A 20527-nucleotide genomic window follows, 5' to 3' on the forward strand; every position below is an offset into this window, starting at 1 on the left:
ACTAAACGCGTCTTCGTTTAGGTCTTCTACATCCATTATGAGGCAATGGAGTTACATCTCTTATTAGAGTTATTTCTAATCCGGCCACTTGTAAAGCTCTTATGGCCGTTTCCCTACCTGCGCCAGGCCCTCTAACTAATACTTCTATTTGTCTCATCCCTTGATCAAGTGCTCTTCTAGCTGCAGCTTCAGCAGCTGTTTGAGCAGCAAATGGTGTACCTTTCCGAGCGCCTTTAAATCCACTTGCGCCTGCAGAAGACCAAGAAATTACATGGCCAGAGGTGTCAGTAATTGAGACGATAGTATTATTAAATGTGCTTTGGATATGTACCACCCCATTCGGTACATTACGTTTAGATTTCTTTGAACCTGTTTTTTTTACTGTAGCTGGCATGATGTTTTAATTTAATACTTCAGTTTGTGGATAGTTTAGTTAATTATTTTTTTCTTCCAGCAACTGTTTTCCTAGAACCCCGTCTTGTTCTTGCATTGGTTCTAGTTCTTTGACCTCTTACTGGAAGACTCATTCTATGTCTTCTACCTCTTACACACCCTATATCTTGTAGACGTTTTAAAGCCATTCCCTCTTTTCTTCTCAAATCCCCTTCTAAAGTGAATTCTTCTGTGGCACCTCTAAGTTTTTGCACATCAGAATCTGAAAGGTCTTTGACGCGAGTATCTGGGTTTACACCCGTATTAGCAAGAATTAGCTTTGATCTCGTTAAACCAATTCCATAAACGTATGTTAGTGCAATTTCAACTCGCTTTTCGCGAGGTATGTCAATTCCTGCAATCCTGGCCACGTGTTTTGAATAAGTAAAAGTTTGAATTAAAGGGTTGAAATTTAACCCTGACGCTGTTTATTGCGAGGTCTTTTCTTGTTAATAACATAGATTTTACCTCTTCTCCTCACGATCTGATCGTCAGGACTAATTTTTTTGACTGAAGATCTGACCTTCATAAGGGATTAACAAATAAAACGTTAATACTATATTCTACATCATGATCAAGCCATTTTTTGTTTGATATCGGAGGAAATGGTTTTTAAATCTCTATCAGCGTCAATATATTCTAACAATGAAAGATCTTTAAAATATTGAATCAATGGTTCTGTAGTTTTTTTATAAATGGCAACTCTTGTTCTAATTGTCTCTTCTGTATCATCTTTTCTCCCTCTTAAAAGCAATCGCTTAATTAGCACTTCTTCTGGAATATCTAAATAAAAAACCACTTCCAAAGGTTGATCTATTTCATTTAAGACTTCATTCAATGAATTTGCTTGAGATAAATTTCTTGGGTAACCATCTAGAATCCAACCTTTATTATCCTTGACTAAGTTATGTCTTACTATCTTTAATACGAGTTCATCACTAACAAGTTCCCCTCGATTCATAATATCTTTTACTTGAATACCAAGTGTAGTATTCATTTCGATTTCTTTTCTTAATAATTCACCAGTAGAAAGGTGTAAGTAAGAATTAGTTTGACTTAGCAATTCCGCTTGAGTCCCTTTCCCTGCTCCAGGAGCTCCTAAGAATAGTAAATGTTTCTTCATTAATTGTTAATTAGTCCCTCATACCTTTGTGAAATAACATAAGTTTGAATTTGCTTAGCAGTATCTATAGCAACACCCACTAGAATAAGTAATGAAGTCGCTCCTAAACCTTGAAAGGTCTGAACATTTGTAGCTCTTTCAACTGCAGCTGGGATTATAGCTACTGAACCCAGAAATAATCCTCCCAATAAAGTTAACCTATTTTGTATACCTGATAGATAGTTTGCTGTATTAGTTCCTGGTCTAACTCCTGGTATCGCTACTCCTCCTTTCTTTAAATTTGAAGCTACATCAACTGGATTAATAGTAAGAGATGCATAAAAATAGGAGAACCCCAAAATCAAGGAGAAGAAAGTAAGAGCATATGGCCATGGATTAGAAGATCCGGGATTTAAACTACTAGCTAACTTAATTAAGACTGGATTACCCGTAACATTTGCAATAGTTATAGGTAAAAAGATTAAAGCAGATGCAAATATTATAGGCATGACTCCACCTGCATTTAATTTCAAAGGTAAATAACTTTGCCTCGTAGGAAGTAGTGTTGAACTTCCTATCTGCCTTTTTGCACTAACAATAGGAATGCGTCTTGCTCCCTCTTGGACAAAAATAATCCCAACAATTGTCAGTAAAAATACTCCAAGTAAAACTGCTATACCCAAAACATCTCCTCTATCGCCAGTTTGAGCTTTTTCAATGGTTGAACTTAGAGCCTTAGGCAAAGTCGAAACAATATTCAAAAAAATTACCAGTGAAGCTCCTTGACCTATCCCTTTCTCTGTAATAATTTCACTAAACCACATTACTAACATTGAGCCAGTCACTAAGGCAATAGAGGTTTGCAAGACAAATGTAGTTTCACTTATCCCTTGAATAGCATATTGTCTGAGAATTAAGGAAAAAATTATGCTTTGCAAAAACCCCCATCCTAATGAAACATATCTAGTTATTTGAGCAATTTTTCTTCTTCCCGCTTCTCCTTCATTTTTTTGTAAATCTTCAAGCACCGGCAATGAAGCTGTGAGAAGCTGAATAATAATTGATGCGTTAATAAAAGGAAGTATGCCTAATGCAAATATCCCTAAGGTTGAAATTCCTCCTCCAGTAAAAATGTCTAAAAATCCTATAAGTTGACCCCCTTGATCTATAAAACTTTTAAAAGCAACCCTATCAATACCAGGCATCGGGATATAAATACCAAGTCTTACTAAAAGGAGAAGACCTAAAGTTGTTAAAACTCTACTCCTTAGCTCTTTATTTAAAAATAATTGGGAAAGTATTTCAGAAGCGCTAGGATTTCTACTTTTGTTGACAAACATTTTTAAGCTTACCTAAATTTTAAGTAAATTTATTTATTATTTATAAGCTCGCAGGATCCGCCTGCGTCCTCAATTTTTTGTTTTGCAATTTTTGTAAATGCATGAGCTTGGACTTTTAACTTTACATTAAGTTTTCCGTTGCCAAGGATTTTTAGAGGAAATTTGGGCTTGAATATCAATCCTTTCTTAACTAATGAGTCTAGGTTCACAGTATCGTTATCTTTGAAATCATTTAGTTTTTCTAAATTAATTATAGAAAAGTTCTTTTGATTAATTATTTCAAAGTGCTTTAATTTTGGAACTCTTCTATATAGGGGCATTTGACCACCTTCGAAACCTGGACGTGTGGGTCTTCCGGAACGTGACTTTTGCCCTCTCATTCCAAAACCACATGAAGCACCCTGACCGGCTGCGATACCTCTACCCTTTCTTAATTTCTTCTTTCTCGAGCCAGAATTTGATTTAAGTGAATTTAATGTTGAAGTCATAATTTTCAAGAATAAAGCTGTTCAAGTGAAATGCCTCTCTCCCTTGAGGCAGATTTGTGTGTTCTTAATTGAGAAAGAGCCACCATAGCAGCTCTAGCATTATTCAAAGGTGTTTTACTACCCAATCTTTTTGCTAAAACATTTTTTATGCCGGCTAATTCTAAAACTGTTCTTATTGAACCACCAGCAATTACACCTGTACCTGGGGCAGCTGGTCTAATTAGTACATTAGCAGCACCATCTTGACCTATAGATAAAGTCGGTATTGAATTATTTGGAGTTAAGGGAACCCTAACAAGATTCTTTTTACCATCTGAAACTCCTTTTCTCACCGCTCCAATAACATCCCCTGCCTTACCAACTCCTACTCCAACTTGGCCTTTTTCATTACCAACTACAACAATTGCTCTAAAACTCATTTTCTTTCCACCTTTAACAGTCTTAGAAACGCGTCGAATTTGAACAACTCTTTCTTGCCAATCAGAATCTCTCTCTAGATTTTTTGAATCACCTCTTCTATTTCTTTTTCGATCATTACGATTATTCTTTTTTTGTTCTACGGGCATAGCTGCAGGAACATTATCGTTCTTGGATTGAATTTCTTGTTTTGTTGGAGTGTCAGTCATAGTAAAAAATTAAAAGTTAGAATTCTAGGCCGGCTTCACGAGCAGCATCTGCAAGTGCCTTTACTCTACCGTGATATAAATTACCTCCACGATCAAAAATTACTTGCTTAATACCTTTTTTTATCGCTCTCTTTGCTAATAATTTTCCAACAATAGAAGAAGAACTACAATCAGAAGGTAATTTCTCAGATTTTTCTCTTAGTTCTTTATCAACAGTTGAAGCTGAGCAAATAGTTGTTTGAGCGCTATCATCTATAACCTGAGCATAAATATGGTTATTAGAGCGAAAAACAGACAATCTTGGACGAGTTGCGTCTCCAATTAAGAATCTCCTTAATCTTCTATGTCTTTTTTGGGTTTGTAATTTCCTGGAAAGTTTGGTCATTTTTTTAATTGGAATTATTTTTTGCCAGATTTACCAGCTTTTCTGAGAATTCTCTCATCATGATATTTAATTCCTTTACCTTTATATGGCTCTGGAGGTCTAATTGATCTGATTTTTGCTGCTTCATTGCCAACAATTTCCTTATCAATTCCAGATACGGTAACGTTTGTATTACTCTCAACTTTGTATGTTATACCATCAGGGGGGATCATTTCTACAGGATGACTATATCCTGCACTTACAACTAGATTTTTACCTTTTACTTGTGCTCTTGATCCAACGCCTACAATTTCTAGTTTCTTTGAAAAACCTTGAGTAACTCCCTCAACCATATTTGCAATTAAAGCTCTACATAAACCATGTCTCTGCCTTGAATGTATTTTGGTTGTGGTAGGACTTACGACAACAGTATTATCTTTCTTATCAAAGCTAACCCCCTCAGGCATAAGACGTTTTAACTCACCCTTTGGGCCCTTAACTGTAACTGTTAATCCATCAAAATCAACTGTAACTTTCTCTGGAATAAGTACTGGTGTTTTTCCGATTCTTGACATGATTAATTCTCCTTAATAAACATAGCAGAGGACTTCGCCGCCAATGCCTTGCTTTCTGGCATCGCGATCACTCATAACGCCTTTAGAAGTTGATATTATGGCAACTCCAAGACCTCCAAGAACTTTTGGTAAACCTCTAGTATTTTTATATATTCTCAAACCAGGTTTACTAACTCTTTGCATAGATCGAATAGTAGGAAATTTGTTTTTCCCACTATATTTGAGGCCGAGTATTATTTGTGATTTATAACCTTCACCTTCCTCATTAATATCAGAAATGAACCCCTCTTTTTGAAGTACTTTGGCGATACTTAAGGACATTTTTGAACTTGGGATTGTTGTGGATGTATGCTTTTTTTGACTCGCATTTCTAATTCGAGTTAGCATATCTGAAATAGGATCGTGATTTGACATAGTTTTAAATTAATTCTTACTAAAAGGCATTCCTAACTCCTGCAAAAGAGCTTTACCTTCTTGATCTGATTTTGCACTAGTGACAATAGTTATATCCATACCTCTTATTGAATCTATTTTATCAAAAGAGATTTCAGGAAAAATCAATTGCTCTTTCACGCCAACGGTGTAATTACCTCTCCCATCAAAACTTTTTGGATTAACTCCTCTAAAGTCTCTTATTCTTGGTAAAGCTAGATTTATAAATCTCTCCAAAAAAGAATACATCCTGTCTCCTCTCAAAGTTACAGTACAACCAATAGGCATGCCCTCACGAATTTTAAAACCCGCGATAGCTTTTTTGGCCCTAGTTACTAAAGCCTTTTGTCCTGTAATTGTTGCCATTTCATTTAAAGAGGCTTCAAGAGCTTTCGAATTTGAAGCTGCCTCACCAAGACCTCTGTTAACGTTGACTTTGACAACTTTAGGTACTTGATGAATATTCTTAAGACCAAGGTCTTTTAGAAGTTTTGGTCTTATTGATTCTTTGTAGCGATTTTTTAGAGTCATAATTTTTTGTTAATTCTGGTCTTTGTCAGAATTGATAAATTAGAAAAAGTTGAAATCTGGTTTCTGATGAAAAATTAATCAATTACTTCACCAGTTTTCTTCAATCTTCTTTTCTTAACCCCCTCTTTATCAATAAAATATTCAATCTTACTTGTAAGATTTTTATCCTTTGAAAAGAACATTACATTTGATGCATGTAAAGATGCTTCTTCTGTAAGTATTCTGCCAGTTTCACCTTCCTGAGTTGGTTTTACGTGTTTAGTCCTAAGGTTAATTCCTTTAACTACTACTCTATTTTCAAGAGGGATAGTTTTTAAAACCTCACCAGTTTTACCTTTGTCCTTACCGTTAATTACTTTTACCAAATCTCCAGTTTTGATTCTCATTTTTATTCTCTGGAAATTTTTCTTTTGCTTTAATGAATCCAACATTTAAATCACCTCCGGAGCAAGAGAAACAATCTTTGTATAATTTTTATCCCGCAGTTCTCTAGCTACAGGACCAAAGACCCTCGTACCTTTTGGATTCTTATCTTCATTAATCAATACTGCCGCGTTGTCATCAAATCTGATTGAATTACCAGTATTTCTTCTTAATGTTGCTTTAGTTCTGACGATAACAGCTTTAACAACTTCAGATTTCTTAACTCCCATATTTGGAAGAGCATCTTTTACAGTTGCTACGATTACATCCCCGACATGCGCATACCTTCTATTAGAACCTAAAACCCGAATACATTGGAGTCTTTTTGCTCCGCTATTATCGGCAACTGTTAAATAAGTTTCTTGTTGAATCATTTTTTAACCTCCTTAGCCTGACTTGTTTTATTGAGAATCTCTTCTATTGCCCATCTTTTATGAGCACTGAGCGGTCTAGTTTCTCTAATTTTAACTCGATCACCTAAAACACATGTATTTTCTGGATCATGCGCCTTATATCGTGTAGTTCTACTTACAATTTTTTTATAAGTAGGATGTGGATATCTGTTAATAACAGCAACAACAACTGTTTTATCCATTTTGTCGCTGACAACAGTACCAATTCTTTCTTTAAGTGCCATAACTAATAATTAATCAGAAGTTGTTTTAGAAGCAGATTCACTCTTACTGAGAGTGAGTAATTGCGCAATTTGTGTCTTGATAATTTTAAATTTATGAGTTTCATTGAGCTGTCTTGTAGCTTGCTTGAATCTCAAGTCAAAAAGATCTTTTCGTAATTGGTCAATCTTTTCTGTAATTTGTTCAGAATTTAATTTTTTAAATTCCTTAAGTGACTCTGAGTTTTTCATTGTTTAACCTCCTCTTGAGATTTTTTGGTATTTTCTTGGGAGGAATTGTCTAGATTTTTATCAATGGAAATAAATTTAGTTTTTACAGGAAGTTTGTATTGAGCCAAACGCATAGCTTCCTTTGCAATTTCCTCAGTGATATCCTCACCACCCATTTCAAAAAGTATTCTTCCAGGTTTTACTACTGCGACCCAAAACTCTGGATTACCTTTACCAGAACCCATTCTGGTTTCGGCAGGTCTCATGGTTACGGGTTTATCAGGAAATATTCTTATCCAGATTTGACCACCACGTTTGATATATCTGGTCATAGCTCTTCTGCTTGCTTCAATCTGACGTGCAGTTACCCAGCCACAGTCTTGAGCTTGGAGAGCAAATTGACCGAATGCAATAGTATTACCTTTTGAGGCTACACCCCTCATTCTGCCTCTATGTTGTTTACGGAATTTAGTACGTTTTGGACTAAGCATTTTTATACCTCCTATGAATTCTCATTTGAACGATCCTCAAATTGCTGAGGTCTTCTACTAGCTTTCCTCTTAGGGCTCGCACCAACAGGGATAGTTTGTTCTTCTTTAGGGAGAACTTCACCTTTGAAAACCCAAACTTTAATGCCTAGAACACCGTAAGTTGTATTAGCTTCTCGTGTTGCATAGTCAATTTCAGCTCTCAATGTATGTAATGGAACTCTACCTTCTCTAGTCCATTCAGTTCTTGCTATTTCAGCACCATTCAACCTTCCCCCTACTTGAATTTTAAGACCTAGAACTCCAGCCCTTTGAGCCCTTTGTAAGGCCATCCTAATAGTTCTTCTAAAGGCGACTCTTTTTTCTAGTTGTTGAGCAATATATTCAGCAAGTAAAAAAGCATCAGCGTCTACGCGTTCAACTTCAACAACGTTTATTCTGACTTGCCTTGTTCTATCACCTATAGTTTTTTGAATGCCAGATCTTAATTCTTCGATACCACTTCCTTGTCTTCCAACTATAACTCCTGGTCTTGCTGTTTTTAATTCAAGTTCCAGTTGGTCAGCTTTTCTTGCTATTAAGACATCGCTAATTCCTGCTGCTCCATATTTTTTTTGTATGAAGGTACGAATTTTAAAATCTTCTTGGAGAAGAATTGGATATGTTTTAGAAGTAGCAAACCACTTAGAGCGATGCTCTTGTGTAATTCCTAATCTTAGTCCAGAAGGATGTATTTTATGTCCCATTAGTTTTGTACCTCCGCATTAGTTTGAGTAGGAGCAGACTCAACAGAAATACTGATGTGGCAAGTCTGTTTTTTAATTGAAAAAGCTCGACCTTGAGCTCTGGGTCTATACCTTTTCATTACTGGACCACTATTAGCCCATGCAGAGGAAATAACTAGGGTAGATGGATCCATTCCAAGGTTATGTTCTGCATTAGCAACAGCAGATCTTAGAACTTTAGTAATGGGGTCTGTAGATCTGTAAGGCATAAATTCCAACATAATCAATGCATCTCTATAAGATCTACCCCTTATTTGATCCAAAACTCTTCTCACTTTAGAGGCTGATCCGCGAACATAATTCCCATGAGCAATTGCTGTTTTTGTTGTTTCAGGTGTTTTTGTCATGATTTTGCTCCTTTCTTATCTCTTATATGACCTCGGTAAGTGCGTGTAGGAGCAAATTCACCGAGTTTATGACCAATCATTTGTTCAGTAATAAATACTGGAATGTGAGTCTTGCCATTATGTACAGCGATTGTGTGACCGATCATTAAAGGTAAAATCGTAGAGGATCTTGACCAAGTTTTGATAACAGACTTGTCATTATCGGTATTTTGTTTTTCTACCTTCTTGAGCAGGCTATCTGCTATAAAAGGTCCTTTTTTTAGTGAACGTCCCATGATTATGTAATAGAAATTGAAATAATAAATGAAGTAATCAAGAGTCTCTTCCTCCTCTACTCCTCTTAGAAACGCGACGGCGTCTTCGAACAACTAATTTATTACTTGGTTTGTTCTTTTTACGTGTCTTTAGTCCAAGAGCTGGCTTACCCCATGGAGTAACTGGGCCTGCTCTACCAATTGGTGCTTTTCCCTCTCCTCCTCCATGTGGATGATCACATGGGTTCATTACACTACCTCTTACTTGAGGCCTTCTTCCAAGCCATCTTCTTCTTCCTGCTTTACCTAAGCTAGTATTTCTTATTTCAGAATTACCTACTTCACCAAGAGTTGCATAGCATTCTTTTCTTACAAGTCTTACCTCAGTAGATGGGAGCTTTAAAGCAACATAATCTCCCTCTTTTGCCATAACTTGAGCACTAGCTCCTGCGGATCTAACCATTTGAGCACCCCTACCTGCGTATAACTCAACACAATGAACACTAGATCCTAATGGCATAACAGAAAGAGGCATGGCATTTCCATCTTCAATTGGAACACTTTCTCCAGAAATTACATTTTGTCCGACTTTTACTCCTGCTGGAGCGATAATATATCTTTTCTCTCCATCTTCGTAAAATAAAAGTGCCAACCTTGCATTTCTATGAGGATCGTAATGTATAGCTGCAATTTTAGCGTTGATATTTCTTTTATCTCTTCTAAAGTCAACCAATCTATATTGCCTTTTGTGACCACCTCCACGATGACGACAAGTGATAACTCCACGATTATTCCTGCCTTTAACTCTATGTTTTGAAACTATTAGTGATCTTTCAGGTTTTGCACTTGTGATTTCACTAAAGTCAGTAACTACTCTCTGCCTAGTGCCAGGTGTGTAAGGTTTAAATTTACGTATTGCCATGATTAAAACTCCTTAAGATTCTGGAAATAGTTGGATTTTGTCTCCTTCAGCAAGACGTACAATTGCCTTCTTGACCTGAGAACGTTTACCGGAAAATTTCCCGACTCTTCTTGTTCTCCTAGGAGGGTTCATAGTGTTAACTCCTATGACTTTAACACTGAACAAGGCTTCAATAGCTGCCTTTATTTGTGGTTTAGCAGCTCTATGATCTACTTCGAAAGTATATTGGTTAAGATCTAGTGCATTTGTAGCTTTTTCAGTAATGACAGGCTTTCGTATTACATCGGCTAAACGAGAATCGAATAATTTACTCATGATGCATAAACCTCCTGAATTTTATCTATCGCTGATTGACCTATTACCAATTTATTGGCATTGAGAATATCAAATACATTTAATTGATCGGCGGCGATTAATTTTACTTTCTCAATATTATTAATGGATTTTTTTATAATATCGGAAGGGCTATCAAGAATAATCAAGACTTTTTCAGTTTTTTGTATACCTAATCGAGCAAGGCCATTGATGATATCACTTGTTTTAGGCTGCTTTAAAGTAGATCCAAAATCTTCAACAGCCTTCATATCAGATACTCTGGACATAAGAGCTGTTCTAAGAGCTAATCTACGTTCCTTACGATTCATATCAAGATTGTAAGAACGTGGCTTCGGTCCAAAAATAATTCCGCCACCAGGTCTTAAGGGTGTCCTTATTGATCCTTGACGAGCTCTTCCTGTACCTTTCTGTTTGTATGGCTTTCTACCGCCCCCGCGCACTTCAGATCTTGTCAAAGTTGATGCTGTCCCTTGTCTTTTATTTGCTAGCTGTCTAAGGACTGCTCTATGGATTAAGTCTGCCGAAGAAGTTTCTTTAGCAACTGCTAAATCAAGAGTAACTTTGCCTGATTTTTTACCATCCCACTTTAAAGTTTCAAGTGTTGTCATGATTTTTCACCTCCTTTTTTGCCTACAACATTATTTGGCTTAATGTTGACAATTGAGCCGGGCTTACCTGGAACAGAACCCTTTACTACAAGCAAATTCTTCTGATCATCAATTTTTAGAACTAACAATCCTTTGGTAGTTATCTGTTTTCCTCCATATCTTCCTGCCATTCTTTTCCCTGGATAAATTCTACCCGGAGTTGTTCCTGCTCCTGTAGATCCTGGTGCTCTATGATTTTTTGAACCATGACTCATAGGACCTCTGCTAAAACCATGTCTTTTCTGGTAACCTGAAAAACCTCTACCCATAGATTTGCCACTGATATCAACTTTTTGACCAACCTCAAAGTTTTTTACAGTTATTTGTTTACCGATTTCATAAGATGAAGTTTCTTCAACCCTATATTCTTTCAAATGCTTTAAAAGTTCTTCACCTGATTTTAATAAGTGTCCCTTTTCAGGTTTGTTTAAATGCTTCTCTTTGGACAAGCCATAACCTATCTGAACGGCGGTATAACCATCCAAAGCAGCTGTTTTCAATTGAGTGACGCGGCACGGACCAGCTTCTATAAGAGTAACTGGTACCGAATTACCTTTATCATCGAAAAGTTGGGACATGCCCAATTTCTTTCCTAAAATTCCGATAGACATAAGACTAAATTAGGCTAGCTCGTAATAATTTTTCAATTATCTAAACCCTTCAGTTATTAAGGTGAAGTTAATAAAAAAACAATTAGTAAGGTCGAGACTTATCTGAAATAATAGATAGTTTCTCTCGGGATAAACCCACCTGAGTTTTTTAACGAAACGCTAAAAAATGTGAAATTTTCAGAGGCTCGGCTAGCTTGCGAGCTTAAAAATTCACTGAATCACAATTGTACATCATCAAGTACCATAAAATAAAATAAAATAGAAATAAAGGAAATTTTTATGCCATTACTTCTCTCAGGGAAAAAGTTTCATAACGATTTAAAAACTAACAAATGTCTCGCAATATTTGCTCCTCTTGAAGGTGGTTATGAAACTCGTCTTTTGAGGAGAATGAGGGCCAAAGGCTTTAAAACTTTTATAACTTCAGCAAGAGGGCTTGGAGATCCAGAAGTTTTCTTGCTCAAATTGCATGGCGTTAGACCACCTCACCTTGGTCATCAAAGTGTAGGAAGAAACGGAGCGCTTGGGGAAGTTCAACAAGTAATCCCACAAGCTTCTGAGTTATTTAATGAAAATGATAAAAATAAATTACTTTGGTTATTAGAAGGTCAAGTATTATCTCAATCTGAATTAGAAAGCTTAATAGAGATTTGCACTAACGATAATAAACTAACAATAGTTGTTGAAATGGGGGGTTCAAGAAAACTTGAATGGAAACCATTAAGTAATTATATTTTGGATGAATTTGAAAGTTAAATTGTTTGATTAAAACCAAGAATAAAAAAGATAAATGGATTAAGTTAATTTGTGGTGCCAGTAATGAAGATATTGTTGCCATAGAAGATTTATGTGCAATTTATACTGCTGCTGGTGTCGACTACATAGATGTTGCAGCAGAAGAATCTATAGTTTATGCAGCAAAAAAAGGAATCGATTGGGCAAAAAAAGTCTTTAAAAACTCCCCTGGATTAATGATAAGTATTAGTGATGGTAATGATATCCACTTTCGAAAAGCAAAATTTGATCCTTTAAAATGTCCCCCTAGTTGTCCAAGACCATGTGAAAAAGTATGCCCCACCTTTGCAATTGATAATTTCGGAATTAAAGAGAGTAAATGTTATGGATGTGGAAGATGTTTAAATAGTTGTCCTCTAAATCTAATTAGTGAATATGAATATAATTTGTCAAAAAATGATTTAGCATCAACACTTCAAAAAATAAGGCCTAATGCAGTAGAAATTCATACAGAAATCAATCGCCTAGATTCTTTCACAAAAGTTGTAAGAATCCTTCAAAGTTCTGGAATAAAATTTGACAAGATATCTATTAGTTGTGGATTAAATCAATCTTTCAAACAAGCCCAAGAGCCCGAAGATCTTTTGAAAGCTCTTTGGGAAAGATATGAAATTCTGAATAAGCTAGATATTCCCCTTATTTGGCAACTAGATGGAAGGCCAATGTCTGGAGATCTTGCTCCTACAACAAGTAGAGATGCTGTTAAGTTGTTTGAAAAAATCGGTTCAGATCTTCCACCAGGATTAATTCAATTAGCAGGAGGAACAAATGAAAAAACTCATGAATTGTTGAATTCAAACAATCTCCCAGATGGAATAGCATTTGGAAGTGCTGCAAGAAAAATTATGCAGCCCCTTATAGAATTTGCTCACAAAAATAACAAAAAACTCTATGACTATCCTGAAATAATGGGTTTGGCGATCAAAAAAGCTCAGAAATTTCTAGAGCCATGGAAATCGAGCTCATTCAAATAATATTTTTATTTTTCAAAACTAGCGCCATGTTTATAAAAAATTTGTATTTTTTGGATAGAAAAAAATCTTTTCATGTATTAAAATAGTAATTCAATGGGCCGTCGCCAAGTGGTAAGGCATCGGGTTTTGGTCTCGACATTCCTAGGTTCGAATCCTAGCGGCCCAGTTCTAATATTCAATTGGTGTCTTCTCAAAAAATTTTTCTATTTGATTTTGATGGAGTAATAGTTGATGGAATGCAAGAATATTGGCATAGCTCCTTGCTGGCCTGTGAAAGATATTTAAATTCACCCAACATCACTATTGATCAAAAACTTTATCAAGGAGTACCAAATTCTTTCAAAGAAATTAGGCCTTGGGTTAAATATGGTTGGGAAATGATTCTAATTGTTCACGAAATTATAAAAACAGAAAATCCATTAAAAAGTGATAATAAAGATGATTTCATTAATAATTATCATCAAAATTGCCAGAGGATATTAAATGAAAATTCTTGGATAGCAGAAGATATACAAAAAATGTTAGATAAGTCTCGCAAGTACCAAATTGATAAAGATTTTAAATCGTGGGTAAATTTACATAAACCTTTTTTTGAAATTATAAATTTTATGAAAGAATTAAGCAAAAGAGGAATAAAAACTGGAGTTATAACAACTAAAGGTAAAATATTTGCAGAAAAAATTCTTAAACAATTAAATATTTTTCCAGAATTTATTTTTGGTTATGAATCAGGAACAAAAATCAAAATAGCTGAAAAAGTCACACAAACTTATGAAATTTTAGGCTTTATAGAAGATAGAAAAAAAACTCTAATCGATATTAAACAAAATTCAGAAACTTCTCACATTCCATGCTTCCTAGCTGATTGGGGATATTTGAAAGAATCAGATAAAAATAAGCTAAGTAATGAAATCAAATTATTAAAATTAGGAAACCTTGGAGAATTAGTTGCAATTTAAAGATAATCAGCTAGAGTACAGATGTACTATAGTTTGTATTTATGAAGTTTGGTTTAAATAAAAATTTCCAAATTTAGAATAATTACAAGAACTTTAACCGATAAATCAGACAAATGAGCCTTGAAGAAAAGAAAAAAACTGAATCAAAAGAAAAAGACAAGGCATTAAGTCTTGTCTTAGGTCAAATAGAAAGAAATTTTGGACGAGGTTCAATAATGAGACTTGGTGACGCCTCAAGAATGAAAGTAGAAACAATATCTACTGGAGCGCTCACATTAGATTTAGCATTAGGAGGAGGCTATCCAAAAGGAAGAGTAGTAGAAGTTTACGGACCAGAAAGTTCAGGAAAAACTACATTAACGCTTCACGCGATTGCGGAAGTCCAAAAAAATGGAGGAGTAGCTGCATTTGTAGATGCTGAGCATGCACTCGATCCAGTTTATGCGGCCTCTTTAGGTGTTGATGTTGAAAATTTATTAGTTTCACAGCCAGATACTGGTGAAATGGCTCTAGAAATAGTTGACCAACTCATAAGATCGAGTGCGGTAGATCTTGTTGTTGTTGACTCGGTCGCAGCACTAACCCCAAGAGCCGAGATAGAAGGAGAGATGGGAGATCACGTAATTGGAAGCCAAGCAAGGCTAATGAGCCAAGCAATGAGGAAAATAACAGGAAATATTGGCAAATCTGGATGTACGGTAATATTCCTGAATCAATTACGCCTAAAAATTGGCGTTACATACGGTAATCCAGAAACAACCACAGGAGGTAATGCATTAAAATTTTACGCCTCAGTAAGACTTGATATCAGAAGAATTCAAACTCTTAAAAGAGGTACTGAGGAATATGGCATAAGAGCAAAAGTGAAAGTAGCAAAAAACAAAGTTGCACCACCATTTAGAATTGCAGAATTTGATATTCTCTTTGGGAAAGGTATTAGTACAACAGGATGCTTATTAGATTTAGCAGAAGAGACTAATATCATCATAAGGAGAGGTGCTTGGTATAATTATGAAGGAGAAAATATTGGACAAGGAAGAGATAATACAATTCTTTGGCTTGATCAAAACTTAGAAATCAGGAATAAAGTAGAATCGATGGTTAAAGAGAAATTAACAGAAGGAACTGAAGTCAGTTCTAATTCAATGAAAGCATTAAATAGCAGCCCTGCTAATACAATCGCTGTTAATGATATAAAAACAGTAGCTTAGATTTATAAAGAATCAGCTAAAGTCCACCACCCAGCAGCAGGGCCTATAAATCTCACTACAATCCATAAGATTACTAACCCTCCGATTCCAAACCAACTGGCCTTAATACTTAATTTAATTAGGTTATCTCTTTGATTGATTGTAAAGGGAAGCCATTCAAATAATCTTGGAGATTCATCAATTTTAGTTTTAGTATTATTTTTTTTTGGAGGTAAACCAAGTGTTTTACGTCTTTTTGCTTCTCCCATATTTCTTTAGTTATTTACAAAATCATAAACTAATCAAAAGGTAGCATATAGTTAATTTGTTTTGAGGGTTGAATGTTTTGCAAAAGTAATCTTCCCCAGTTTCTTTTATTTGCTCTTCCATCTAGAATTATTAACTTACCTGAATTTCTTCTTAAAGGAGAAATAGATCTTTCAAGTTTAATTCTAGCTTGAGGAAGAAAGAAGTCTCTAAACCAATCTTGAGAAAGCTTATTTTTATGAGAGACAGTAATTGCATTAATGGGTTCTGACATATTCGGAATTGGAAGTAAAGGAATGATAATTTGTTCTGGAATTTGAATTAAATAAGAATTCATAATCCACCAGTCAAAACTAGAGCAAAGGATTTCATTTCTTCCTGAGGGAATTGTCTCAAGTAATACTCTCTTCCCGTAAGTAGAAGCTAATTCTGTAGCAAGATTAGTTTTTAAATCAATATCATCAGACAACACTAAAGTTAAACCCTTTCTAAAAAGTATTAACTTTTTGCATTTGTCCAAGATTGAATTGGTAAAAAGAGGATTATTAGGAAGCAACTGTTTAGTGGGTATATATAAAGAAATCTTTTTCTCTTCAAAATTACTCTTAAAATTAATAACCAAGTCAATATCTAAACTATGCTTTTTAAAATACATCTGGAAAAAATTATCTTTTCTCAATGCTGATAAAAAAACAAATTTATTATTTGAAAAAAATTCCTTAATTTGAAAAAGTTCATCTATTGGCTGTAAATACAAATTCCAATCTAAATTTGTATCGTTTAACTTTACCCAGCATGCCCAACCTTGAGATAATGCTTTGTTGACGCTTGAAAATTTATCAGAAAAAAAAGAATTTTCATAAAAAAAGTTTGACAAAAACCTAATTTCTTTTTCATCTAAACTGATATAACTATTTCCTAAGACCTTTCTCAAGAAGAACTTTTTCTTCAACGAATCATATACTTTTATAAATTTTTGATTGATTAATTCAAATTCTCTAAAATTTTTTGTCCAATCCTTTTTAAGTAAAGAAATCCTAAAATGATTTTTTAAATCCTGTTTTATATCCTCAATTCCTGAATAAACTATTCGATGATTTCTAAGATTACGAGAATTGGGATCATTAAGAAAATTTTGGATAGTTATCAAATTAACATGATGATTTGCAAAAATAAATTGATCATTTTTCAAAATAAAATTAAAACCTAGATTTTTCAATGAATCAATCTGAAATTGGCTTATAAATTGGATTTTTTCTTTAGATAAAATAAAAGTTGAATCCTCTTCCTTTAAAAATAAAGAAATCAAAATTGGAGGTAACCAATCATAGCTAGAGAAAATTTCTGAATTAATTAGATAGGTAGAATCATTTTCAATACATTTGGAAACTATCCTCCCAAAAGAATATATGTGCTCCCAATTAATACTTTGATCTCTCAAAAAATTTTTCAAATATTGATGACTTAAAATTTCAAGCATTTATAATTAATTTAATTTCAAAAACATGCAAAATTTATGAACCTAATATACAAAAAATTGGTATCAATAAAAGAGGGTCTTGAATTAATTAATTTATGAAAATTGGAATAGTAGGATTAGGATTAATTGGTGGTTCTTTAGGATTAAAACTCCAAAGTCTAAATCATACAATTTATGGAATAGCAAATAATGAATTTAATGAAAAAAAAGCTAAGGATAAAAAACTTGCAAATTTTGTGAGCTGTGATCTGAGCTTATTAAAAAAATGTGAGCTAATAATTTTGGCATTACCTATCAAAGATTTGATCAATCCGTCGCGACAATTAGTAGCATCAATACCTGAGGAGACAATACTAACTGATGTAGGGTCTGTAAAAGAACCAATTGTAAATACATGGGAAAATTCACATCCTCTATTTATTGGATCTCATCCAATGGCAGGCACAGAAAAAAAAGGAGTTGATTCAGGTTTTGAAGGTCTTTTTAAAAATGCAAAATGGATTATTACCCCAACACAAAATAGTGATTTAAATTCAGTCAGAACTATTTCCGAGCTCATAAAATCAATGGATTGTGAAATTTGCCAAGCTTCGCCAAAAGAGCATGATGAAGCAGTATCTCTAATTTCTCATTTGCCTATATTTTTAGCTTCTGCCCTCATAGAAACTGCGCAAACAAAAAATAATCAATCTTTATTAGATCTCTCGCAAAAATTAGCTGCTACAGGATTCGCTGACACTTCGAGAGTTGGCGGAGGCAATGAACAACTAGGCCTAGATTTAGCTATTAATAATCAGATTAATGTTTTAAATTCCATAAATAATTTTAAAAATAAGCTGAATATACTGGAATCTCTTATTAAAGAAAAAAATTGGGATTTACTTTCTAAAAAACTTGCTGAAGCAAAAGAAAACAGACAAAATTTTATAAACTAAAATTTTCTATACCTTTGGAAGCTAAAATTTGCCTTGAAACCATTAATGCAGACTGACTAACACCTGCAGTCCCCTCTCCTGGATAAATCGAATCTCCACATAACCATAAACCTTCAAAAGGTGTCCTACTTGATAATCCAAATAAACCAAAAATATCTGGATTTTGACCAAGCCCGCCTACTATTCCATTAGGTCTTTTTGTCCATTTTTCAAAGCCCAATGGAGTTGCTAATTCTCTATGTAGCCATTTTTCAGGATCAATATCAAATTGACTTTCCAATTCAAGGGATATTTTTTTCATGAAACCATTTTTTTTCTTTAAATAAGTTTGTTTATCTAGATCAAACCAATCTTTAGTTTTGGTAAAGATACTGGCAATTAAAGTAACCTCACCTTTTGGCGCTCTTCCATCACCATCATCACTAATTGATACAAATAACGAACAAAATTCTTTTGAAACAAATTGATAATGATTGGAGCATGTTTTTTTAATATGTTCCTTTTTTAATGCTGAATAAAAAACTACAGCTCCACTTGGATCAGGCAAATTATTAAGTCGATGTTTATAATTTTTTTTTCTTTCTAAAGGATCTTTCAAATGCTTGAGCAAAGATTGTGGAGGCGCGGTATAAATCACATCTTTTGCTTGATAAATAAATGATTTTTTTTTCGAATTAGCAGATAGTTGCCAACACATATTTACGTCGTCAAAAGTTATAGAATTAACTTCTTGTCCAAAAATTAAATTAACTCCAGTTTTAATTAATGAACTTTCTAATGATTCACTTAAAGACTGCATAGATTTTTTAAGATGCCACAGACCATGTGGCTGTTGACACATCTGAAGAACAGTAGATCCATATAATGCTGCAGTACTATAAACGTCCTCTTGAGAATAAAGTTTTAGTTGAAGATTTAAGAATTTAATCAATCGCTCATTCTTGGATAATCCACATATCCGCAATAGATCAAAAATAGTAGATTTAAGTAAGATACTTGTGACAAGGTTTGAAGGTACTAGTGCTTTGAGAAGTTGAGAAAAATCCCAAAAATTACTTATTGGTAATACAGGATTATTATTAGCAAATATCCAATTACTTTCATGTATTAGGGTACAAAGCTTCCAAAATCTTTGACTCCCAGGAAACTGCATTTCTCGTTCAGCAATCCATTTACTTTTTTCATACCAAATAGGTATAGGATTACCACCATCATTTAAATCAACAATGCAAGCAGGGTCTAAAATTGTGGCTTCTGGGGATGGAATATCTAAATAATCAAAAATTCTAGAATGTATTCCTCCTTTCTCTAAACCAGCAACCTGAGTTGCGCCAACATCGAAAGTATAATTCTTTCTTTTAAAAGTACCGGCACATCCTCCGGCTTGAGTATGAGATTCGATTAAAGTCACTGATAAGCCTTGTTTTGATAAAATCGCTGCAGAAGTTAGTCCTGCTATACCGGCGCCTACAACAATAACTTCAGACTTTTTCATTAAAATGCAAAAATTATCTCCTATTGAAATTAACGAAATTTGTGAAGAATTAGGTGAAACCTATCCAAAAAGTATTGAACAAGTACATGGTGGCGATATTCATAATGCATGGCGAATAGAATTCTCAAACAAAAAGTTATTCCTTAAAAGAAACATTAGAAACAAAAAATTTCTTGAATTTGAAAAATATTGTCTCCAAAATTTGAGAAAATACATTAATCAAGAAAACTTAGTTATTCCTGAAGTTATTGCATATAAAAATATAAAAAATACAGAGATTCTTTTAATTGAATGGATAGATATGCATAACTTTCACCAAAAAAAGCTTGGAAAAGGTTTAGGTGAATTGCACTTGAAATCAGCTGAATCTAACCCCAAAATGTTTGGGTTTCCAGTTGAGGGTTTTATCGGAACAACAGATCAGAAAAAAGGCTTAGAAAATAATTGGATAGATTGTTTTTTAAACTTAAGGATAATACCTCAATTATTAATTCTTGAATCGAAAATTATAGATAAGGAAATTATAAATAAAGTTAAAGAAAAAATTAAATCAGAATTGCTGAAGCACAAACCAATAAATGCTCTAGTTCATGGTGATTTATGGTCAGGAAATGCAGGAATGGACAAAAATGGAAAGGGGGTTATATTTGACCCTGCATCTTGGTGGGCAGATAATGAAGTAGATATAGCTATGACAAAACTATTTGGAGGTTTTAGAAAAGAATTTTATGAAGAATATCATAGAATTTTTCCTAAAAAAAACGGATTTGAAAAAAGAATTATTATTTATAATTTTTATCACATATTGAATCACGCCAATATGTTTGGAGGAGGGTACTTAAAACAAGTTGAAGATTACGTAAAAGCAATTCTTAATATGTAATC

The 20527-nt window shown here is 34.1% G+C and carries 32 protein-coding genes and 1 tRNA gene; 7 read left to right on the forward strand and 26 right to left on the reverse strand.

Annotated elements, in window-relative coordinates; genetic code table 11:
• Position 1: 1 nt before the first annotated feature.
• The 23 genes from rpsK to rplC form a co-directional block, all read right to left on the reverse strand.
• On the reverse strand, positions 2 to 394 hold the full coding sequence (rpsK, locus tag HA152_RS08995; protein WP_011863644.1) for a 30S ribosomal protein S11: 393 nt from the start codon (positions 392 to 394) through the stop codon (positions 2 to 4).
• 43 nt (positions 395 to 437) lie between these two features.
• Positions 438 to 803 (reverse strand): 30S ribosomal protein S13, encoded by a 366-nt coding sequence (rpsM, locus tag HA152_RS09000; RefSeq protein WP_002807728.1) that lies wholly within the window; start codon positions 801 to 803, stop codon positions 438 to 440.
• A 41-nt stretch (positions 804 to 844) separates the two neighbouring features.
• Entirely contained in the window at positions 845 to 961 is a 117-nt protein-coding gene (rpmJ, locus tag HA152_RS09005; protein ID WP_011377173.1) for a 50S ribosomal protein L36, read from the reverse strand.
• Positions 962 to 1006: 45 nt separating this feature from the next.
• Positions 1007 to 1555: an adenylate kinase gene (locus HA152_RS09010; RefSeq protein WP_209135654.1), complete on the reverse strand. Its 549-nt coding sequence runs from the start codon at positions 1553 to 1555 to the stop codon at positions 1007 to 1009.
• Entirely contained in the window at positions 1555 to 2874 is a 1320-nt protein-coding gene (gene secY, locus HA152_RS09015; RefSeq protein ID WP_025968327.1) for a preprotein translocase subunit SecY, read from the reverse strand. The genes HA152_RS09010 and secY overlap by 1 nt, the downstream gene beginning before the upstream one ends.
• A 29-nt stretch (positions 2875 to 2903) precedes the next feature.
• Positions 2904 to 3362 carry a 50S ribosomal protein L15 gene (gene rplO / locus HA152_RS09020; protein WP_209135656.1) on the reverse strand — a complete coding sequence of 153 codons (459 nt, stop codon included), beginning with the start codon at positions 3360 to 3362 and terminating at the stop codon, positions 2904 to 2906.
• 5 nt (positions 3363 to 3367) lie between these two features.
• Entirely contained in the window at positions 3368 to 3988 is a 621-nt protein-coding gene (gene rpsE / locus HA152_RS09025; protein WP_209135658.1) for a 30S ribosomal protein S5, read from the reverse strand.
• Positions 3989 to 4004: 16 nt separating this feature from the next.
• Positions 4005 to 4373 carry a 50S ribosomal protein L18 gene (gene rplR, locus HA152_RS09030; protein ID WP_209135660.1) on the reverse strand — a complete coding sequence of 123 codons (369 nt, stop codon included), beginning with the start codon at positions 4371 to 4373 and terminating at the stop codon, positions 4005 to 4007.
• 14 nt (positions 4374 to 4387) lie between these two features.
• Positions 4388 to 4927 carry a 50S ribosomal protein L6 gene (gene rplF, locus HA152_RS09035; protein WP_011819158.1) on the reverse strand — a complete coding sequence of 180 codons (540 nt, stop codon included), beginning with the start codon at positions 4925 to 4927 and terminating at the stop codon, positions 4388 to 4390.
• A 12-nt stretch (positions 4928 to 4939) separates the two neighbouring features.
• Positions 4940 to 5341, reverse strand: coding sequence for a 30S ribosomal protein S8 (rpsH, locus tag HA152_RS09040; RefSeq protein ID WP_209135663.1), 402 nt, complete (start codon positions 5339 to 5341; stop codon positions 4940 to 4942).
• 9 nt (positions 5342 to 5350) lie between these two features.
• A complete protein-coding gene (gene rplE, locus HA152_RS09045; protein ID WP_011819160.1) occupies positions 5351 to 5890 on the reverse strand; it encodes a 50S ribosomal protein L5 in 540 nt (179 codons plus the stop codon).
• A gap of 74 nt (positions 5891 to 5964) precedes the next feature.
• Positions 5965 to 6321: a 50S ribosomal protein L24 gene (gene rplX, locus HA152_RS09050; RefSeq protein WP_011819161.1), complete on the reverse strand. Its 357-nt coding sequence runs from the start codon at positions 6319 to 6321 to the stop codon at positions 5965 to 5967.
• Positions 6322 to 6687, reverse strand: coding sequence for a 50S ribosomal protein L14 (gene rplN / locus HA152_RS09055; protein WP_002807235.1), 366 nt, complete (start codon positions 6685 to 6687; stop codon positions 6322 to 6324).
• Entirely contained in the window at positions 6684 to 6950 is a 267-nt protein-coding gene (rpsQ, locus tag HA152_RS09060) for a 30S ribosomal protein S17 (RefSeq protein WP_011819162.1), read from the reverse strand. Before rpsQ ends, rplN begins: the two co-directional genes overlap by 4 nt.
• Before the next feature lie 9 nt (positions 6951 to 6959).
• Entirely contained in the window at positions 6960 to 7178 is a 219-nt protein-coding gene (gene rpmC / locus HA152_RS09065) for a 50S ribosomal protein L29 (protein WP_209135665.1), read from the reverse strand.
• Entirely contained in the window at positions 7175 to 7648 is a 474-nt protein-coding gene (gene rplP, locus HA152_RS09070; protein ID WP_209135667.1) for a 50S ribosomal protein L16, read from the reverse strand. Before rplP ends, rpmC begins: the two co-directional genes overlap by 4 nt.
• 11 nt (positions 7649 to 7659) lie before the next feature.
• Complete coding sequence (gene rpsC, locus HA152_RS09075; RefSeq protein WP_011819165.1) at positions 7660 to 8391, reverse strand: 30S ribosomal protein S3; 732 nt, start codon at positions 8389 to 8391, stop codon at positions 7660 to 7662.
• Positions 8391 to 8777 carry a 50S ribosomal protein L22 gene (gene rplV / locus HA152_RS09080; RefSeq protein ID WP_025895064.1) on the reverse strand — a complete coding sequence of 129 codons (387 nt, stop codon included), beginning with the start codon at positions 8775 to 8777 and terminating at the stop codon, positions 8391 to 8393. The genes rpsC and rplV overlap by 1 nt, the downstream gene beginning before the upstream one ends.
• The gene (gene rpsS / locus HA152_RS09085; RefSeq protein ID WP_011819167.1) at positions 8774 to 9052 is read right to left on the reverse strand and encodes a 30S ribosomal protein S19; all 279 of its coding nucleotides are present in this window, start codon (positions 9050 to 9052) and stop codon (positions 8774 to 8776) included. Before rpsS ends, rplV begins: the two co-directional genes overlap by 4 nt.
• Positions 9053 to 9089: 37 nt before the next feature.
• The gene (gene rplB / locus HA152_RS09090) at positions 9090 to 9953 is read right to left on the reverse strand and encodes a 50S ribosomal protein L2 (protein ID WP_209135670.1); all 864 of its coding nucleotides are present in this window, start codon (positions 9951 to 9953) and stop codon (positions 9090 to 9092) included.
• Positions 9954 to 9965: 12 nt separating this feature from the next.
• Entirely contained in the window at positions 9966 to 10268 is a 303-nt protein-coding gene (locus HA152_RS09095; RefSeq protein WP_011377190.1) for a 50S ribosomal protein L23, read from the reverse strand.
• The gene (rplD, locus tag HA152_RS09100; RefSeq protein WP_209135672.1) at positions 10265 to 10897 is read right to left on the reverse strand and encodes a 50S ribosomal protein L4; all 633 of its coding nucleotides are present in this window, start codon (positions 10895 to 10897) and stop codon (positions 10265 to 10267) included. The genes HA152_RS09095 and rplD overlap by 4 nt, the downstream gene beginning before the upstream one ends.
• On the reverse strand, positions 10894 to 11547 hold the full coding sequence (gene rplC / locus HA152_RS09105; protein ID WP_209135674.1) for a 50S ribosomal protein L3: 654 nt from the start codon (positions 11545 to 11547) through the stop codon (positions 10894 to 10896). Before rplC ends, rplD begins: the two co-directional genes overlap by 4 nt.
• 279 nt (positions 11548 to 11826) lie before the next feature.
• On the opposite strand from rplC, the gene ndhN reads away from it, so the two are divergent.
• The 5 genes from ndhN to recA all read left to right on the forward strand — a co-directional run bounded on the left by ndhN (position 11827) and on the right by recA (position 15486).
• Complete coding sequence (gene ndhN / locus HA152_RS09110) at positions 11827 to 12303, forward strand: NAD(P)H-quinone oxidoreductase subunit N (RefSeq protein ID WP_011819171.1); 477 nt, start codon at positions 11827 to 11829, stop codon at positions 12301 to 12303.
• A 5-nt stretch (positions 12304 to 12308) separates the two neighbouring features.
• A complete protein-coding gene (locus tag HA152_RS09115) occupies positions 12309 to 13316 on the forward strand; it encodes an LdpA C-terminal domain-containing domain (RefSeq protein WP_209135676.1) in 1008 nt (335 codons plus the stop codon).
• A gap of 94 nt (positions 13317 to 13410) precedes the next feature.
• Positions 13411 to 13482 (forward strand) — tRNA-Gln (locus HA152_RS09120).
• A gap of 16 nt (positions 13483 to 13498) precedes the next feature.
• On the forward strand, positions 13499 to 14275 hold the full coding sequence (locus tag HA152_RS09125) for an HAD family hydrolase (RefSeq protein ID WP_209135678.1): 777 nt from the start codon (positions 13499 to 13501) through the stop codon (positions 14273 to 14275).
• A 113-nt stretch (positions 14276 to 14388) separates the two neighbouring features.
• The gene (recA, locus tag HA152_RS09130) at positions 14389 to 15486 is read left to right on the forward strand and encodes a recombinase RecA (protein WP_209135680.1); all 1098 of its coding nucleotides are present in this window, start codon (positions 14389 to 14391) and stop codon (positions 15484 to 15486) included.
• A gap of 2 nt (positions 15487 to 15488) precedes the next feature.
• Here recA and HA152_RS09135 read toward each other — a convergent pair whose 3' ends face one another.
• Both HA152_RS09135 and HA152_RS09140 read right to left on the reverse strand, forming a co-directional pair.
• A complete protein-coding gene (locus tag HA152_RS09135; protein WP_025895071.1) occupies positions 15489 to 15734 on the reverse strand; it encodes a DUF2839 domain-containing protein in 246 nt (81 codons plus the stop codon).
• Positions 15735 to 15763: 29 nt separating this feature from the next.
• On the reverse strand, positions 15764 to 17212 hold the full coding sequence (locus HA152_RS09140; protein WP_209135682.1) for a DNA helicase: 1449 nt from the start codon (positions 17210 to 17212) through the stop codon (positions 15764 to 15766).
• Positions 17213 to 17307: 95 nt separating this feature from the next.
• On the opposite strand from HA152_RS09140, the gene HA152_RS09145 reads away from it, so the two are divergent.
• On the forward strand, positions 17308 to 18147 hold the full coding sequence (locus HA152_RS09145) for a prephenate/arogenate dehydrogenase (RefSeq protein WP_209135684.1): 840 nt from the start codon (positions 17308 to 17310) through the stop codon (positions 18145 to 18147).
• On the opposite strand, the gene crtD is transcribed toward HA152_RS09145, so the two are convergent.
• Positions 18137 to 19642, reverse strand: a complete 1506-nt coding sequence (gene crtD, locus HA152_RS09150) for a C-3',4' desaturase CrtD (protein WP_209135686.1) — start codon at positions 19640 to 19642, stop codon at positions 18137 to 18139. The genes HA152_RS09145 and crtD overlap by 11 nt on opposite strands.
• 4 nt (positions 19643 to 19646) lie before the next feature.
• On the opposite strand from crtD, the gene HA152_RS09155 reads away from it, so the two are divergent.
• Positions 19647 to 20525: a fructosamine kinase family protein gene (locus HA152_RS09155; protein ID WP_209135688.1), complete on the forward strand. Its 879-nt coding sequence runs from the start codon at positions 19647 to 19649 to the stop codon at positions 20523 to 20525.
• The last annotated feature ends 2 nt before the right edge of the window (positions 20526 to 20527 follow it).

It is taken from the genome of Prochlorococcus marinus XMU1412 (assembly GCF_017696315.1).
Classification (GTDB): Bacteria; Cyanobacteriota; Cyanobacteriia; order PCC-6307; family Cyanobiaceae; genus Prochlorococcus_A; species Prochlorococcus_A marinus_AF.